Origin of the sequence: Edaphobacter paludis (genome assembly GCF_039993895.1) — a bacterium.
Taxonomy (GTDB): Bacteria; Acidobacteriota; Terriglobia; order Terriglobales; family Acidobacteriaceae; genus Edaphobacter; species Edaphobacter paludis.
This window is the reverse complement of record NZ_CP121194.1, coordinates 759,968-773,652: the sequence shown is the minus strand read 5'-3', so window position 1 is coordinate 773,652 and position 13,685 is coordinate 759,968. Positions and strand designations below refer to the sequence as shown.

Genomic DNA, 13,685 nt, shown 5'->3' with positions numbered 1-13,685 from the left:
CAAGGCTAACAGAGTCCCGTGCGGAGCTGGGTGAGAATGCGTTCCTTGGCCGCATCAAGCGGCCCGGCGAGAGTGCATCCGCTGGCGCTGCGATGGCCGCCGCCGCCGAGGGATTCGGCAATGCGGGCGACATCGATCTTGCCTTTGCTGCGAATGCTGAGACGGAACTCGTTCACATCCGGCACTTCGCGAAGGAAGACCGCGGATTCGATACCGGCGATGCTGATGAGGTAGTTGACGACACCTTCGCAGTCTTCTGCGTCCGCTCCGGTGAGTAGCATGTCGTTGCTCGTGACCCAGGACCAGGCAACCTTGCCTTCGCACTGAAGATTGGAGAGTGCCGCGCCAAGGAGACGAATTTTACTGATGGAGTTCGAGAAATAAACGTCGCGGGCGATCTTGCCGGGGTTCGCTCCATGGAGAGCGAGATCGTGGACCAGGGCGAAGGTGTCGGCGTTAGTGCTGGAGTAGGTGAAGGCCCCGGTGTCGGACATGATAGCGGTGTAAAGACAGGTGGCCATGCTGGGCGTGATCTCGACCTTCGCGGCGATGGCGAGGCGGTAGACCATGGCTCCGACCGCGCAGGCGTGCTCGTCAATCCAGTTGACTCCGGCGAAGTGTCGTCCGCTGGCGTGGTGATCGATGTTGATCAGTGGGCGATCTTCATCCAGACCGAGCAGGCCGGTGCGGGCTATACCGTCACACTCAAGCAGAATGGCTGGGATGCTGTGGTCGGCGATGTCGGCTGCGGAGGGAGTGTGGTGAACGCGTTCCACGTTGGGCAGGGTGCGATAGATGAGCGGGACGGGATCGGCGAAGACGACGTCGGTCTGGCAGCCCATCTGGTCGAGGATCTCGGCCAGCGCAAGGACGGAGCCGAGAGCGTCGCCGTCGGGCCGCGAGTGCGACGTGAGGATGAAGCGGGGGCTGGAGCGGAAGGCATCGAGCAGCGCCTCAATCCGGGCTTCGTGAGTTAGTTCGTAAGTCGGTGCTTGCATCATGGTTTGGATGGGGCCGCCTTCTTTTCCCGTTTGCGCATGCGGTTCAGAAGCTCGTCCATGCGACCAGTCATTTTTTCGGAGCGGTCAATCGCAAAGCTAAGCTCAGGGACGTGGCGAACACCCATCCGGTCACGCAGTTGCGTGCGGATGTAGGCGCGAGCCGTGGTCAGGGCTTCGAGAGTGGAGTCCTCTTCCTCTTCGGTACCCTGAACAGCGATGAAGACACGAGCGGATTTGCCGCCGGGCGCAAGAACTACGTCAGTGACGTAGCTCGGCGCAATACGCGGATCAGATAGCTCGCCTTCGAGCATTGCGCCTATCTCTTCGGAGAAAGTATTCGCTACTCGGTTTCGGTGGTACGTTCTGGCTCGTTGCTCGGGCATATGTTTCTACAGGGTGAACGGTTGAGGATATCAAAGGTTCACGCGTTTGACCTAACTCCATTGTTCGGAGACTGGATTTGGCAGCTATTCGGGAAGAATTTCGGCATAGGAGTCCGTAATTTCGGCGCTCAGGCCGGTGGCCAGGCGAAGTACCGCGGCATCAATCATTTGAATTTGGCCGGTCAGGTAGCTGGCCGAGGACGAGATGGCTGCAATGCCCAGGGTGGCGCGGTTCCAGACGATTCCGTCGTCAAGTTCGGCGATCGAAAGATTGAAGGCGTGACGCAGCTTGTCCTTGAGGGAACGTACGACTTGGCGACGATCCTTCAGCGATTGCGCATGAGGAATCTCCAGTTCGATAGTAAGTCTAGCGATCGGCATGTGGCTGGGGCTTCTCCTTCCCTCGGGCCTGAGGAAGGCAAACCTGCTGTTACTTCTATTCTAGTGAGTTCCGATCGAATTAACACTGAAAGAGACACGAAAAAACTGGGCTGGGCTCGATTCGAACTCAGGTAACTTACATCAAATGAAATGAAGGTTACTCTCGTAAGCTTACGAAAAGTCTGTGGCATCAGGGTCGCCGGGGCGGATATCCTAACTTTGATCCCACGGTGATTGATGAGCACACAGTTAGCGGAGAACGAAGATCCCAGTCTCAAAGAGATTTGGACGCAAGAGCTATTGGATTCCCAGCCCGAGCAGGAATGTGACGAGCTGGTGAATCTGGCTGCGGGAATCTGCGGGACCCCACTGGGACTGGTGACGCTGCTGAATGATCGGCTTCAATGGTTTCGATCGACCGATTGGCTGAAGCGACGGCAGACCCCGCGGGAATCGGCATTTTGTTCCTATGTGATACGGCAGCACGGATTGTTTGTCGTGACGGATTCATTTACCGATCCCCGGTTTGCTACCAATCCCTTGGTGACGGACGACCCTGGACTGAGGTTTTTCGCCGGCGTTCCCTTGCAGACGGGGAGTGGGCAATTACTGGGAACATTGGCAGTGATGGACACTGTGCCTCGGCTGCTGACCGAAGAACAGGGGCATACGCTGGAAGTGCTGGGAAGACAAGTGAGCGCCCGGCTGGAACTCCTGCTGCAACGGACCGCACTGGAACAGGCATTGAAAGAGAAGGAAGAGTCCGCTGCGGGGCTGCGGGCCAGTGAGGAGTTGTTTCGCGCGTTTATGAATGCCAGCCCATTTATGAGCTACATCAAAGACTCGGCGGGCCGACTGCTGTTCTATAACCGAAGCTTCGCGCAACGCTTCGGCGTCAGCGAATATGCCTGGCTGGGCCGCACGGATGAGCAGTTGTTGCAGCGAAACCCTACTGCGTCGGACCGTCTTCGCAATCTCGAAGTGATGGTTGGAGACCAGATACTGGAGAGCGAGGAACAGATTCGTGGCGCAAATGGTGAGATCCGTTCACTGCGCTCATTCAAATTTCCCTGCTACGATTCGGCGGGAAACATACTGCTGGCAGGAGTAGCTGTCGACGTCTCTGAAGAGGTGGCGCATATGGCTGAGCTGGAACGCTATCACCGAGAGCTGGAAGAGGCCAACAACCGGTTGCGCAAACTGGCAGTGACCGATGAACTGACAGGGCTGCGGAACCGCCGCGCCTTTGAGGAACGGCTGGTAATGGAGTTTTCCATGGCGCGACGGCGGAAGCGGGAGCTTGCGGTATTACTGCTCGATGTGGACGACTTCAAAAAGGTGAATGACCGCTGGGGTCATGCCGCGGGTGACGAGGTATTGCGCCGGCTGGGAAGGATCCTGCAGACGACAGTGCGGCTGCCTGACTTGCCTGCAAGATATGGCGGCGAGGAGTTTGCCGTGTTGCTGCCCGAGAGCGGCCAGGAAAGCGCCCTGGGACTGGCCCGGCGGGTGATGGAAAGGGTGGCGAGCGAGAGATGGGACAATGCGCCGTTGACAATTAGCATTGGCATGGCGGCACTGAACGATTCGTCGATGGACGGTTTTCAGTTGGTAGAAATGGCCGATGAAGCCCTGTATGCGGCCAAACGGGCGGGAAAGAATCGCGTGGTAGCGCATAACGGCTGACATGCGGGCGAGATATGCTGCAGTCGATGTGCTGGGGAGCAAATAGCTTGGAACGCAAAAGAAAGGCGCACCCTTGCGGGGTGCGCCTTCAATTTTCATGACGATTGTTTATGGCTCTGCGTTGGGGTCCGGAGCTTCGCCGGGACCGCGCTCTTCCATCTGCTTGGCGAGTTCCTCACGTTTTTTGGTACGAGCTTCGGCACGCTTCTGAGCTTTCTCGTTCAGCTCGTGCTCGGCGCCGAGGAGTTCGATGAATGCCATCTCTGCAGCATCACCTTTGCGAGCTCCGCTGCGAATGATGCGGAGATAACCGCCGTTACGGGCTCCGTAACGGGGTGCGACCACCGCGAAGAGACGATCGACGGATTCGGGCGTCATCAGGTAGGCGGCAGCCTGGCGACGGGCGTGGACATCTCCGCGCTTGCCGAGGGTAATCATCTTCTCGACGAGAGGACGGGTGGCCTTGCACTTGGTGATGGTGGTCTCGACACGATCCATCAGAATGATAGAGGTGACGAGGTTGCGCAGCATGGCGCGACGATGGCTGGTGTTGCGGCCTAGTTTGAATCCTGCATTACGGTGGCGCATTTGATCTCCTTCGACTGGGCTTTAGCCGTGAGTCGGAACTGCTATTGAACGCGGAGGAATCAGAATCAACTGATCCCTCCGCTGTGAATGGTGCTGTTAGAAGTTTTCTGGCTCGGCGGGGAGTTCGAAGTCGTCATCTTCGTCTTCGTCCTCATCGTCGTCGTCGAAGTTGCCTAAGCTGGCGGCGAGAGTGGCTGCGGGCAGCACGGATGTTGGTCCAGGCTGCGGGTTGCCGTGCTCGTCGATCTTCATGCCCAGTGAGAGGCCCATCTGCGCGAGGATCTCTTTGATCTCGTTCAGGGACTTGCGACCAAAGTTCTTGGTCTTGAGCATCTCGGCTTCGGTCTTCTGGATGAGCTCGCCGATGGTGATGATGTTGGCGTTCTTCAGGCAGTTGTAGCTGCGGACGGAGAGCTCGAGCTCTTCGACAGAACGGTTGAGATTGTCGTTTTGCAGCGCGGGGCCATCGTGCAGGCTGTCGTGACCGGCTTCGAGCTCTTCTTCGAAGTTGATGAAGATGGTCATGTGGTCTTTAAGCAGCTTGGCCGAGAGGCCGAGTGCATCTGCAGGAAGAACGGTGCCGTTGGTCCAGATCTCGACGGTGAGCTTGTCGTAGTCGGTGATCTGGCCGAGGCGGGCGGCCTCGACGAGGTAGTTGACCTTGCGGACAGGCGAGTGGACGGAATCGACGGGAATGAAGCCGAGACCGAGGTCGCTATCGAAGTTCTTATCGGCAGATATGTAGCCACGGCCGCGCTTGAGGCGCATCTCCATGTCGATCTTGCCACCTTCGGAGATGGTGCAGATGTAGACGTTCTTGTCGAGAATTTCGACGTCGCCGTCGGCCTCGATGGAACCCGAGGTGACTACGCCGGCCTGGTCGGCGCGGAGGTAGAGGGCCTTGGGACCTTCGCCGTTGAGCTTGAAGGGAATCTGCTTCAGGTTCAGGATAATGTCGGTCGCGTCTTCGACGATGCCGGTGATGGACTGGAACTCGTGCAATACGCCTTCGATGCGAACGGCGGTGACGGCGGCGCCTTCAATGGACGAAAGCAGCGTCCGGCGAAGTGCGTTGCCGATGGTCGTGCCGAAGCCGCGCTCAAATGGCTGGGCCGAGAATTTTCCGTACTTTTCGGTAAGGGTTTCGTTCTCGACGGCAAGACGCTTGGGTTTTTGGAATCCTCTCCAAAGCATGGGTGATCTCCTTTATCCGTCCTGGCCGCGATGCATTTTGCGGACCGGCGGGTGGTTCGGTTGCGGTTAAGTTGTAGGGACTACTGTGGGAGAAACCCACGCCCGATGCTCAGGACGTGGGGTGCCCAAATTTCTGTAACAGCTACGGTTACTTGCTGTAGAGTTCGACGATGAGCTGCTCGTTGACGGGCAGATTGACATCTTCGCGCTTCGGCAGAGCGAGGACCTTGCCGGAGAGATTGTCGCGGTTAATATCAAGCCACTGGACGGCATGTTGACCGCTGGCAAAGTTCTTCGACTCTTCGAGAATGATAAGAGCCTTGGAACCTTCGCGGATCGCGATCTCGTCGCCGACCTTGCACTGGAAGGACGGGATGTTGACCTTGCGACCGTTGACCTGAATGTGGCCGTGACGTACTAGCTGGCGGGCCTGACGACGGCTCATCGCAAAGCCGAGGCGGTAGGTCACGTTGTCGAGGCGGGTCTCAAGCTGTTGAAGCAGGAGTTCGCCGGTGACGCCGGTGCGGTTGGAGGCCTTCTTGTAGTACGCGCGGAACTGGGTCTCGAGCGTGAAGTAGATGCGCTTTGCCTTCTGCTTCTCGCGAAGCTGGAGACCGTAGCCTACAACCTTCTTCTGCTTCTTGGACTGGCCATGCTGGCCGGGAGGAAAGTTGCGCTTCTCGACGGGGCACTTTTCTGAGAAGCACTTGGCTCCCTTGAGGAAGAGCTTGGTGCCGTCGCGGCGGCAGAGGCGGCAGACGGGTCCTGTATAACGTGCCATTTCTTTCTATCTCCTGAATTCGGTTGTCGATCGCTTTACACGCTGGCTGCGCTTCAGTCGCGATCCAGTTGAAGATTTAGCTGCCGGCTTCCAATCTTCACTAAAGACTGGAAGCCGGCAACGGATTGCTTATACGCGGCGGCGCTTGGGCGGACGGCAGCCGTTGTGCGGCATCGGCGTAACGTCGCGGATGCTGCGAACCTCGATGCCGGTTGTGGCGAGAGCGCGGATCGCGGACTCACGGCCGGAGCCGGGACCGGAGACGCGCACATCGACCGAGCGGAGACCGTGGTCGCGGGCTGCGTTGGCTGCACCGACGGCGGCCTGCTGCGCGGCAAACGGAGTTCCCTTGCGGGAGCCGCGGAAGCCGAGCGAACCGCTGCTCTTCCAGGAAAGCGTGTTGCCCGCCTGGTCAGTGATGGTGACGATCGTGTTGTTGAACGTGGCTTGAATGAATACGAGGCCAAATGGAACGTTCTTGCGCTCGCGCTTCTTGAACTTCTTGTTTTTGCCAGTCTTGGCTGCGCCTTTGGTGTTCTGTGTCTTCGCCATTTATTTCGTCGCTTTCTTCTTACCGGCAACGGTTCCCTTGCGTGGGCCTTTGCGGGTGCGAGCGTTGGTGTGGGTGCGTTGGCCGCGGACAGGCAGGCTGCGCCGATGGCGGAGGCCACGGTAGGACTGAATTTCGATGAGGCGCTTGATGTTGAGCGAGATGTCCTTGCGGAGATCGCCTTCGATCTGGCCCTCGGCTTCGATGACCTGACGGATGCGGTTCAGCTGGTCCTCGTCGAGCGTTGCGATCTTCGCGAGAGGATCGACGTCCGCCTTCGCGAGGATCTTCGCCGCGCGCGAGTCGCCAATGCCAAAGATATAGGTGAGACCGATGCGCGCCTGTTTGTTATTAGGGACATCGACTCCAGCAATACGTGCCATGGGGTTCCTTTTCGGTTGGGCTCCTGGAACTGGTCGGGGAGCGGGTGGATGGTCTTCGGTTGGTCCGGCGGGTTCAACGCAAGCCTTGACTTCGGCTAACTAGCCTGCTGGGGCCGATATATAAACAGAGCCAGAATTTCTACTTCCTTAGCCCTGGCGCTGCTTGTGCTTGGCGTTCTCGCAGATGACGCGAACGACGCCGCGGCGATGAATAACCTTGCACTTGTCGCAGATTTTCTTTACAGATGCTCGAACCTTCATTTGATTCCCTTCCAAGTCGTGCCTCAGAGACGAAAATCTCGTTGGCGTGGTGCGACATAGCCTAGGCCATGCCTAAACAGATGGATACTTACAGGTATTGTCTACTTGTAGCGGTAGACGATGCGGCCACGGTTGAGATCGTACGGGCTGAGCTCAATCGCGACACGGTCGCCGGGGAGGATGCGGATGAAGTTTTTACGCATACGCCCGGAGACGTGCGCAAGGGCCTGATGCTTGTTTTCAAGCTCGACCTTGAACATGGCGTTCGGCAGAGTTTCTACGACAACTGCCATGACTTCAATTGCATCTTCCTTCGACAAACGATCTCCTTCGGAAAGCCCGGGGTTGAGCCCCGAGTTTTCGCAATTACTTCAGCGGTGTTGAAACCGCTGTTCGAACTCTTCAGTGGGTTGTTGACGCCACTCTTTGAGGCAGCAGCGCGTTCGCACGCGCAGCATCTCTTATCATACCCTGAAACGGGGATATTTTACTAACGGGTGAGCACCCGGGGGCCTTCTTTCGTGATGGCGACGGTGTGCTCAAAGTGGGCGCTGTAGCTTCCGTCAACGGTCACAGCAGTCCATCCATCTTTTAAAACGCGGACCTCAGGGCCGCCCGCATTGATCATAGGTTCAATGGCGAGAACCATGCCAGCCTTGAGCCGCGGACCTTTACCGGCGATACCGAAGTTAGGAACCTGGGGATCTTCGTGCATGGATTTGCCGATGCCATGACCGACAAAATCGCGGACCACACCGAAACCTGCGGCTTCGCACATCTGCTGAACAGCGGCAGAGATGTCGAAGAGGCGACCGCCGATCTGGCACTTCTGGATTGCAGCTTCGAGCGAGGCGAGAGTAACGTCCAGAAGTTTTTGGGTCTCGGGACTGACCTTGCCGACCGGATAAGTGACAGCAGCATCCGAGTAGAAGCCATCGATAATGACTCCGCAGTCGATGGAGACGATGTCTCCTTCGTTGAGGACCCGTTTCTCGTTGGGTATCCCGTGGACTACCTCGTTGTTGACCGAGGTGCAGAGTGCGGCGGGGTATCCGTGATATCCCTTGAAGGCGGCGATTCCGCCGAGTTCGGCAATCTTGCGAACGGCGACGTTTTCGAGGTCCATGGTAGTCGCGCCCGGCTTAACAAAAGGCGCGATGGCATCGTGGACCTTGCGGAGAGCTTTGCCGGAGATCCGCATCTTTTCGATCTCTGCGGGCGATTTGATCAGGATGGCCATTGTTTAGGAATAGGACTTAGGGGTTAGATTTGGCGAAGCTCTTTGAGGGCGGCGACGATGCTTTGAGCTACCTGCTCTACCGGAGCCTCGCCGTCTACCGCACGGAAACGGTTGCTGGCACGATAGTGTTCGATCACTGGCGAAGTTAGAGATTCGTAAGCCTTCATTCGTTCAGCGAAAGCCTCTTCCGTATCATCACTGCGGTGCTGGAGCGGACTTCCATCGATATCGCAGATCCCCGGCTTCGCGGGTGGATGTGAGTAAATATTGTAAATGTGCTTGCAAACGGAACAGGTGCGACGGCCGGTGATGCGGCGTAGTAATTCATCCTCATCCACGCGAATGTTGATGGCAACCAGCTGAGGCGTTTCGCGAAAGATTGGAAGATGAGCGTCGAGCCAGGTGGCCTGTGCGAGAGTACGGGGAAAGCCATCGAGAATGTAGCCGGCGTGGACGTCATCACCAGTAAGGCGCGCCTGCACCATGTCATTGACGACCTGGTCGGGGACGAGCTGCCCCCTATCCATCAAGCCCTTTGCAGTCTTGCCCAGTTCAGTTCCCTTAGCGATGTTCTCGCGGAGAATATCACCGGTGGAAATTTGCGGTATGCCGAAGGCAGCCATCAACAGCTGGGCCTGGGTCCCCTTGCCTACGCCGGGGGCGCCCAAAAGAAGTACCGGCCCGGGCAGAAAGGTGTTGTCTGCGTGGGCCGGTGAATGATTTACTGCGGAATCCCTGCTCAATGTTTGCACTTCCCTACCAGCTCTTGCGGCCACGAATGCGCCCGCTGCGCGGAGAGAAGCCTTCGTAGTGGCGCATGACAAGTTGGGCTTCGATCTGCTGAACGGTATCCATCGCTACGCCTACGACGATCAACAAAGATGTACCGCCAAAGTAGAAGTTCACGCCGAGACCGTTGGTCACCCAGGTTGGCATCCGGTCAAACAAACCACCAATGAGCCAGAGATGGTTGAAATGGATACCGCTGATGAGGAGCATCGGGATAAGCGAGATGATGACAAGGTAAACGCCGCCGACGAGAGTAATGCGAGTAAGCACATCGTTGATGAAGTCAGCGGTGCGCTTGCCGGGTCGGATGCCTGGGATAAAGCCGCCATACTTGCGCATATTGTCCGCAATGTCGTCCGGACGAAAGACGATGGAGATATAAAAGTAAGCGAAGAAGATGATCGAGACGCAATACAGCAGCACATACCAGGGTTCGCCGGGTCCGAGAGCGCGGAAGAGCGGCCCAAAGAACGGCGAATCGTGCAGCGAGTATCCAAAGATGCTGGCGCCTGAGAACAGCAGCGGTGCCGAGAGGATGGATGCGGCGAAGATAACCGGCATTACGCCGCCGGAGTTGACCTTCAGCGGAAGATGCGTAGATTGGCCGCCCATCATCTTACGACCGACGATTCGCTTGGCGTACTGCACCGGAATGCGGCGCTCCGCCTTTTCGACGTAGACGATGAAGGTTACTACGGCAAGCATACCGGCGATAAGAATAAGAAGGGCGATGGGAGTAAAGGCTCCCCAGCTACGCTCACTCGCCTTCTGCCAGAGGTCGCCAATGCCTGCGGGTATGCCGACGACGATGCCCGCAAAGATCAACAAGCTCATGCCATTGCCGATACCGCGATCGGTAATCTGCTCACCCAGCCACATCACAAAGCCGGTACCAGCGGTAAGCGTCAGCACACAAAGGGGGACGAACAATCCCTTGGAGATAGTGACCATCGACTCGCCGGTTGAAGTGTTGGTGAGGGTCAGCGCGATGGCGAAAGATTGCACAACGCCCAGCATGATCGTGACATAGCGGGTCCACTGCGTGATCTTGCGGCGGCCGAGTTCGCCTTCCTTCTGCAGCTTGGCCAACGGCTCATAAATGACAGTGAGCAATTGGAAGATGATGGAGGCTGTGATGTACGGCATGATGCCGAGAGCGAAGACCGTCAGCTTGCGAAGGTTTCCACCGGAGAAGAGGTCGACCAGGCCGAGGGAGGATCCGGAGTTCTGATTGAAGTACTGCGCCAGCATGTCGGCGTTGATGCCAGGGGTGGGAATGTGCGATCCGAGCCGATAGACGGCCAGCATGGCAAGCGTAAAGAGGACGCGCGTGCGCAGATCGGTAATACGGAAGATGTTTGCGAATTTCTCGAACATCGGAGCGTGGACCTCGGGGTGAAACCTGCTACGGATGAACCGGCAGGCGAAGACGTGTGCCCTCGCCTGCCATTGATTCTAAATGCTGCTTAGCCGATGAGGATGGCCTTGCCGCCAGCCTTTTCGATCGCTTCCTGTGCGGTCTTGGAAAACTTGTGCGCGTGAACGGTGACGGCTACCTTCAGCTCACCGTTGTTGAGCACTTTGATGAGGCCTTTTTTCTTCCGCAGAAGGCCAAGCTCAATGATCTTGTCGAGAGTGAACTCAGTCTCGTTGGAGGCTGCGTTGATTTCAGCGAGACGATCCAGGCCGAGAACCTGATATTCCACGCGGAAGATATTGGTAAAGCCGCGCTTCGGCAGACGGCGGTGAAGGGGCATCTGTCCGCCTTCGAAGCCACGCATAAGGCTTGAACCTGAGCGGGAACCCTGGCCCTTATGGCCACGTCCGGAGGTCTTACCGATGCCGGAACCCATACCACGTCCGACACGTTTCTTGTTTTCATTAGCCTTTTTAGGGGCGCGGAGATTGGAGAGATTACGGATTGCCATTATTTCCTCGCTTAACGCCGGTCAGCTCGTTGGCTGACCGACTCGCATTGATTGACCCATGGGCCTGAAGCTGTTGTCTCTCGTTGCCGTCAGTTAGTCGACGACGCGGACGAGATGTGGAACCTTTGCGACCATGCCACGAATGGATGGTGTGTCTTCGCGCTCGACGACCTGGTTGAGGCGGGTAAAGCCGAGGCCCTTGATGACGAGCTTGTGCTTGACCGGAGTGCAGATCTTGGAACGGAAGTACTGCAGTTTGATTTTGGCGATTGCGTTGTTGTCAGCCATTGGACTAGAACTCCTCTGAATCTTTTGAGCGAAGAGCTAGAGCTCTTCGACTGCCTTACCGCGCAAAGCGGCGACTTCGGCCTTGTTGCGAAGCTGGATGAGAGCATCGAAGGTGGCCTTGATAACATTGTGCGGGTTGGCGGTGCCCAGCGACTTGGTGAGCACGTTCTGCACGCCGGCTGCGGTCATTACGGCACGAACCGTCTTACCGGCGATGATGCCTGTACCTTCGGCGGCAGGCTTCAGCATAACCTGACCGGCGCCAAAGTGGCCCAGCACCTGATGCGGAATCGTGGTGTCGGTAAGGTTGACCTTGTGCAGGTTCTTCTTGGCCGCTTCGATCCCCTTGCGGATAGCCTGGGGGACTTCCTTGGCCTTGCCCGAACCGTATCCGACCACGCCTTCGCCGGGATCACCGATGACGACGAGAGCGGCAAACGACATGTTCTTGCCGCCTTTGACGACCTTGGTGACGCGATTGATGGAAACGACTTCATCCTTCAGGTTGAGCCGGTTCGCGTCGATTTTTTTCTTCATTGCCATAATGTCTTAATCCAGCTTTCTGGCTGCCGATTGAGGCGCCTAATCCTTAGAAATCGAGTCCAGCTTCGCGGGCAGCATCGGCGAGGGCCTTGACGCGGCCGTGGTACAGGTAACCGCCACGGTCGAACACAATCTTCTTGATGCCCTTCTCCTGCGCGCGCTGAGCGATGAGCTTGCCCACTTCGGCCGCAGCAGCAATATTGCCGCCGTAGTTCTTCTCTTCGCCCTTTTTGCCCATCGAGGAAGCCGAGGCGATGGTGACCCCGTTGAGGTCGTCGATGAGTTGCGTATAGATGTGGTTGAGTGAGCGGTAGACGTTGAGGCGTGGACGCTCGGCGGTTCCGGACATCTTCTCGCGGATACGCGTGTGGACGCGCTGGCGGATGACGTTGCGTTGACGGGGATTGATCATAATTCGCTTTCCTTCCTAGTGGCGTCGCCAGAGTGCTGACGACGTTCGGGCTTATTGCGTTGTGCGGGACAGAGATCAGAATAACAAGATTCAGTCTCTGCCCCACGAAGGTTTTACTTCGCTCCGGTCTTACCGACCTTCTTCTTCAGCTTCTCGCCGGTGTAGCGGACGCCCTTGTTCTTATAAGGATCGGGCTTGCGAAGAGCGCGCATGTCGGCAGCAATCTGGCCAACCTTCTGGCGATCGATGCCTGAGATCGTAACGTGGGTCTGTTTCGGGTCGATGGTGACTTCGATGCCAGAAGGCAGAGGAAATTCAATGGGATGCGAGTAGCCAAGGGTAAAGACAACCATGTTTTTGCCCTTGAGCTCTACACGGTAACCGATGCCGACGACATCAAGCTCCTTGGTCCAACCCGTTGTGACGCCAGTAACAGCGTTGAAGACGAGGGCGCGCGCGAGGCCGTGGAATGCTGCCTGCTTGTCAGTCTGGCGCTCGGCAATAAGGTTGCCGTCCTTCTGAACGAGGGTGATTCCGCCGGGAAGCATTGCGGTAACTTTGCCCTTGGGGCCTTCAACGAGAACGGTGTTGCCGTCGACGGTGTACTTGACTCCGGCGGGCATAGGGATCGGCTTCTTGCCAATACGTGACATGTTCAAATCCTTCTTGTGGCTTGCGAGTCGCAGACTTGACGCCTGTTCCACTGCAGCCGGCGGGGTTTAGCCGCTCTAAAACTTATCCATGAAAAGGTCATCTGGGCTTATGCCCGGACGACTGAAAATTACCAGACTTCGCAGAGGATCTCGCCGCCAACACCTTCGCGACGAGCCTGACGACCGGTCATTACACCCTTGGGGGTGGTCATGATGGAGATACCGAGGCCACCCTGGACGCGGCGAATCTCATCGCGGCCAAGATATACACGGCAACCGGGACGCGAGACGCGCTGCAGGTCACGGATGACGGCTTCGTTGTTCGGGCCGTACTTGAGATAAACACGGATGACCTTCTGGCCGTCCTCTTCCGTGGGCTTGTAGTTCGCGATGTAGCCCTCTTCCTTGAGGATGCGGGCGATCTCGGCCTTGAGCTTGGAAGCTGGAACGTCAAGCTTCTGGTGGCGCGCACGGATGGAGTTACGGATGCGGGTCAGAAAGTCTGCTACTGGATCGGTGAGGTTCATTCATTCTCCTTCATCCCCCGTTCGCTCACGAGTGTCTCTCACGAGAACCAGCGGGGATGCTTGTTGCGGTAAACTTCCAGACTTCTGCACCCTAAGC

At 57.3% G+C, this 13,685-nt stretch carries 20 protein-coding genes; 1 reads left to right on the top strand and 19 read right to left on the bottom strand.

The window, feature by feature from the left end; translation table 11 throughout:
- Positions 1-5: 5 nt before the first annotated feature.
- From P4G45_RS02960 to P4G45_RS02950, 3 genes are all read right to left on the bottom strand, one after another.
- Positions 6-1,001, bottom strand: coding sequence for a bifunctional oligoribonuclease/PAP phosphatase NrnA (locus P4G45_RS02960; RefSeq protein WP_348268194.1), 996 nt, complete (start codon positions 999-1,001; stop codon positions 6-8).
- Positions 998-1,384, bottom strand: a complete 387-nt coding sequence (gene rbfA, locus P4G45_RS02955) for a 30S ribosome-binding factor RbfA (protein WP_348268193.1) — start codon at positions 1,382-1,384, stop codon at positions 998-1,000. The genes P4G45_RS02960 and rbfA overlap by 4 nt, the downstream gene beginning before the upstream one ends.
- A gap of 84 nt (positions 1,385-1,468) precedes the next feature.
- Positions 1,469-1,765, bottom strand: coding sequence for a DUF503 domain-containing protein (locus tag P4G45_RS02950; RefSeq protein ID WP_348268192.1), 297 nt, complete (start codon positions 1,763-1,765; stop codon positions 1,469-1,471).
- 237 nt (positions 1,766-2,002) lie between these two features.
- On the opposite strand from P4G45_RS02950, the gene P4G45_RS02945 reads away from it, so the two are divergent.
- Positions 2,003-3,451, top strand: coding sequence for a diguanylate cyclase (locus tag P4G45_RS02945; protein WP_348268191.1), 1,449 nt, complete (start codon positions 2,003-2,005; stop codon positions 3,449-3,451).
- Positions 3,452-3,559: 108 nt separating this feature from the next.
- Here P4G45_RS02945 and rplQ read toward each other — a convergent pair whose 3' ends face one another.
- From rplQ to rpsH, 16 genes are all read right to left on the bottom strand, one after another.
- Entirely contained in the window at positions 3,560-4,039 is a 480-nt protein-coding gene (rplQ, locus tag P4G45_RS02940) for a 50S ribosomal protein L17 (protein ID WP_373694150.1), read from the bottom strand.
- 96 nt (positions 4,040-4,135) lie between these two features.
- Positions 4,136-5,233 (bottom strand): DNA-directed RNA polymerase subunit alpha, encoded by a 1,098-nt coding sequence (locus tag P4G45_RS02935; protein ID WP_348268190.1) that lies wholly within the window; start codon positions 5,231-5,233, stop codon positions 4,136-4,138.
- Between the two features lie 148 nt (positions 5,234-5,381).
- Entirely contained in the window at positions 5,382-6,014 is a 633-nt protein-coding gene (gene rpsD, locus P4G45_RS02930) for a 30S ribosomal protein S4 (protein ID WP_348268189.1), read from the bottom strand.
- Between the two features lie 129 nt (positions 6,015-6,143).
- Complete coding sequence (gene rpsK / locus P4G45_RS02925) at positions 6,144-6,566, bottom strand: 30S ribosomal protein S11 (protein ID WP_348268188.1); 423 nt, start codon at positions 6,564-6,566, stop codon at positions 6,144-6,146.
- A complete protein-coding gene (gene rpsM / locus P4G45_RS02920; RefSeq protein ID WP_348268187.1) occupies positions 6,567-6,947 on the bottom strand; it encodes a 30S ribosomal protein S13 in 381 nt (126 codons plus the stop codon).
- Positions 6,948-7,094: 147 nt separating this feature from the next.
- Positions 7,095-7,208: a 50S ribosomal protein L36 gene (gene rpmJ, locus P4G45_RS02915; protein ID WP_013581269.1), complete on the bottom strand. Its 114-nt coding sequence runs from the start codon at positions 7,206-7,208 to the stop codon at positions 7,095-7,097.
- A gap of 101 nt (positions 7,209-7,309) precedes the next feature.
- Complete coding sequence (gene infA, locus P4G45_RS02910; RefSeq protein ID WP_013581270.1) at positions 7,310-7,528, bottom strand: translation initiation factor IF-1; 219 nt, start codon at positions 7,526-7,528, stop codon at positions 7,310-7,312.
- A gap of 170 nt (positions 7,529-7,698) precedes the next feature.
- Entirely contained in the window at positions 7,699-8,448 is a 750-nt protein-coding gene (gene map / locus P4G45_RS02905) for a type I methionyl aminopeptidase (protein WP_348268186.1), read from the bottom strand.
- Positions 8,449-8,471: 23 nt separating this feature from the next.
- A complete protein-coding gene (locus P4G45_RS02900) occupies positions 8,472-9,200 on the bottom strand; it encodes an adenylate kinase (protein ID WP_373694148.1) in 729 nt (242 codons plus the stop codon).
- A gap of 4 nt (positions 9,201-9,204) precedes the next feature.
- Positions 9,205-10,614, bottom strand: a complete 1,410-nt coding sequence (gene secY, locus P4G45_RS02895) for a preprotein translocase subunit SecY (protein WP_348268184.1) — start codon at positions 10,612-10,614, stop codon at positions 9,205-9,207.
- 89 nt (positions 10,615-10,703) lie between these two features.
- Positions 10,704-11,165: a 50S ribosomal protein L15 gene (rplO, locus tag P4G45_RS02890; protein ID WP_348268183.1), complete on the bottom strand. Its 462-nt coding sequence runs from the start codon at positions 11,163-11,165 to the stop codon at positions 10,704-10,706.
- A gap of 93 nt (positions 11,166-11,258) precedes the next feature.
- Entirely contained in the window at positions 11,259-11,453 is a 195-nt protein-coding gene (rpmD, locus tag P4G45_RS02885) for a 50S ribosomal protein L30 (RefSeq protein WP_348268182.1), read from the bottom strand.
- Between the two features lie 36 nt (positions 11,454-11,489).
- On the bottom strand, positions 11,490-11,996 hold the full coding sequence (rpsE, locus tag P4G45_RS02880) for a 30S ribosomal protein S5 (protein ID WP_216846392.1): 507 nt from the start codon (positions 11,994-11,996) through the stop codon (positions 11,490-11,492).
- A gap of 46 nt (positions 11,997-12,042) precedes the next feature.
- Positions 12,043-12,408: a 50S ribosomal protein L18 gene (gene rplR, locus P4G45_RS02875; RefSeq protein WP_348268181.1), complete on the bottom strand. Its 366-nt coding sequence runs from the start codon at positions 12,406-12,408 to the stop codon at positions 12,043-12,045.
- 113 nt (positions 12,409-12,521) lie between these two features.
- Positions 12,522-13,061 (bottom strand): 50S ribosomal protein L6, encoded by a 540-nt coding sequence (gene rplF / locus P4G45_RS02870; protein WP_348268180.1) that lies wholly within the window; start codon positions 13,059-13,061, stop codon positions 12,522-12,524.
- Positions 13,062-13,189: 128 nt separating this feature from the next.
- Positions 13,190-13,588 carry a 30S ribosomal protein S8 gene (gene rpsH, locus P4G45_RS02865; RefSeq protein WP_158910031.1) on the bottom strand — a complete coding sequence of 133 codons (399 nt, stop codon included), beginning with the start codon at positions 13,586-13,588 and terminating at the stop codon, positions 13,190-13,192.
- Positions 13,589-13,685: the final 97 nt, after the last annotated feature.

Bases quoted from the DNA above. Each gene is read 5' to 3' on its own strand.
- P4G45_RS02960 (WP_348268194.1), bottom strand. From the start codon at position 1,001: ATGATGCAAGCACCGACTTACGAACTAACTCACGAAGCCCGGATTGAG.
- P4G45_RS02945 (WP_348268191.1), top strand. From the start codon at position 2,003: ATGAGCACACAGTTAGCGGAGAACGAAGATCCCAGTCTCAAAGAGATT.
- rpmD (WP_348268182.1), bottom strand. From the start codon at position 11,453: ATGGCTGACAACAACGCAATCGCCAAAATCAAACTGCAGTACTTCCGT.
- rplO (WP_348268183.1), bottom strand. From the start codon at position 11,165: ATGGCAATCCGTAATCTCTCCAATCTCCGCGCCCCTAAAAAGGCTAAT.
- map (WP_348268186.1), bottom strand. From the start codon at position 8,448: ATGGCCATCCTGATCAAATCGCCCGCAGAGATCGAAAAGATGCGGATC.
- rplQ (WP_373694150.1), bottom strand. From the start codon at position 4,039: ATGCGCCACCGTAATGCAGGATTCAAACTAGGCCGCAACACCAGCCAT.
- rpsH (WP_158910031.1), bottom strand. From the start codon at position 13,588: ATGAACCTCACCGATCCAGTAGCAGACTTTCTGACCCGCATCCGTAAC.
- rpmJ (WP_013581269.1), bottom strand. From the start codon at position 7,208: ATGAAGGTTCGAGCATCTGTAAAGAAAATCTGCGACAAGTGCAAGGTT.
- rpsM (WP_348268187.1), bottom strand. From the start codon at position 6,947: ATGGCACGTATTGCTGGAGTCGATGTCCCTAATAACAAACAGGCGCGC.
- rpsK (WP_348268188.1), bottom strand. From the start codon at position 6,566: ATGGCGAAGACACAGAACACCAAAGGCGCAGCCAAGACTGGCAAAAAC.
- secY (WP_348268184.1), bottom strand. From the start codon at position 10,614: ATGTTCGAGAAATTCGCAAACATCTTCCGTATTACCGATCTGCGCACG.
- rbfA (WP_348268193.1), bottom strand. From the start codon at position 1,384: ATGCCCGAGCAACGAGCCAGAACGTACCACCGAAACCGAGTAGCGAAT.
- P4G45_RS02935 (WP_348268190.1), bottom strand. From the start codon at position 5,233: ATGCTTTGGAGAGGATTCCAAAAACCCAAGCGTCTTGCCGTCGAGAAC.
- rplR (WP_348268181.1), bottom strand. From the start codon at position 12,408: ATGATCAATCCCCGTCAACGCAACGTCATCCGCCAGCGCGTCCACACG.
- P4G45_RS02950 (WP_348268192.1), bottom strand. From the start codon at position 1,765: ATGCCGATCGCTAGACTTACTATCGAACTGGAGATTCCTCATGCGCAA.
- rpsD (WP_348268189.1), bottom strand. From the start codon at position 6,014: ATGGCACGTTATACAGGACCCGTCTGCCGCCTCTGCCGCCGCGACGGC.
- rpsE (WP_216846392.1), bottom strand. From the start codon at position 11,996: ATGGCAATGAAGAAAAAAATCGACGCGAACCGGCTCAACCTGAAGGAT.
- rplF (WP_348268180.1), bottom strand. From the start codon at position 13,061: ATGTCACGTATTGGCAAGAAGCCGATCCCTATGCCCGCCGGAGTCAAG.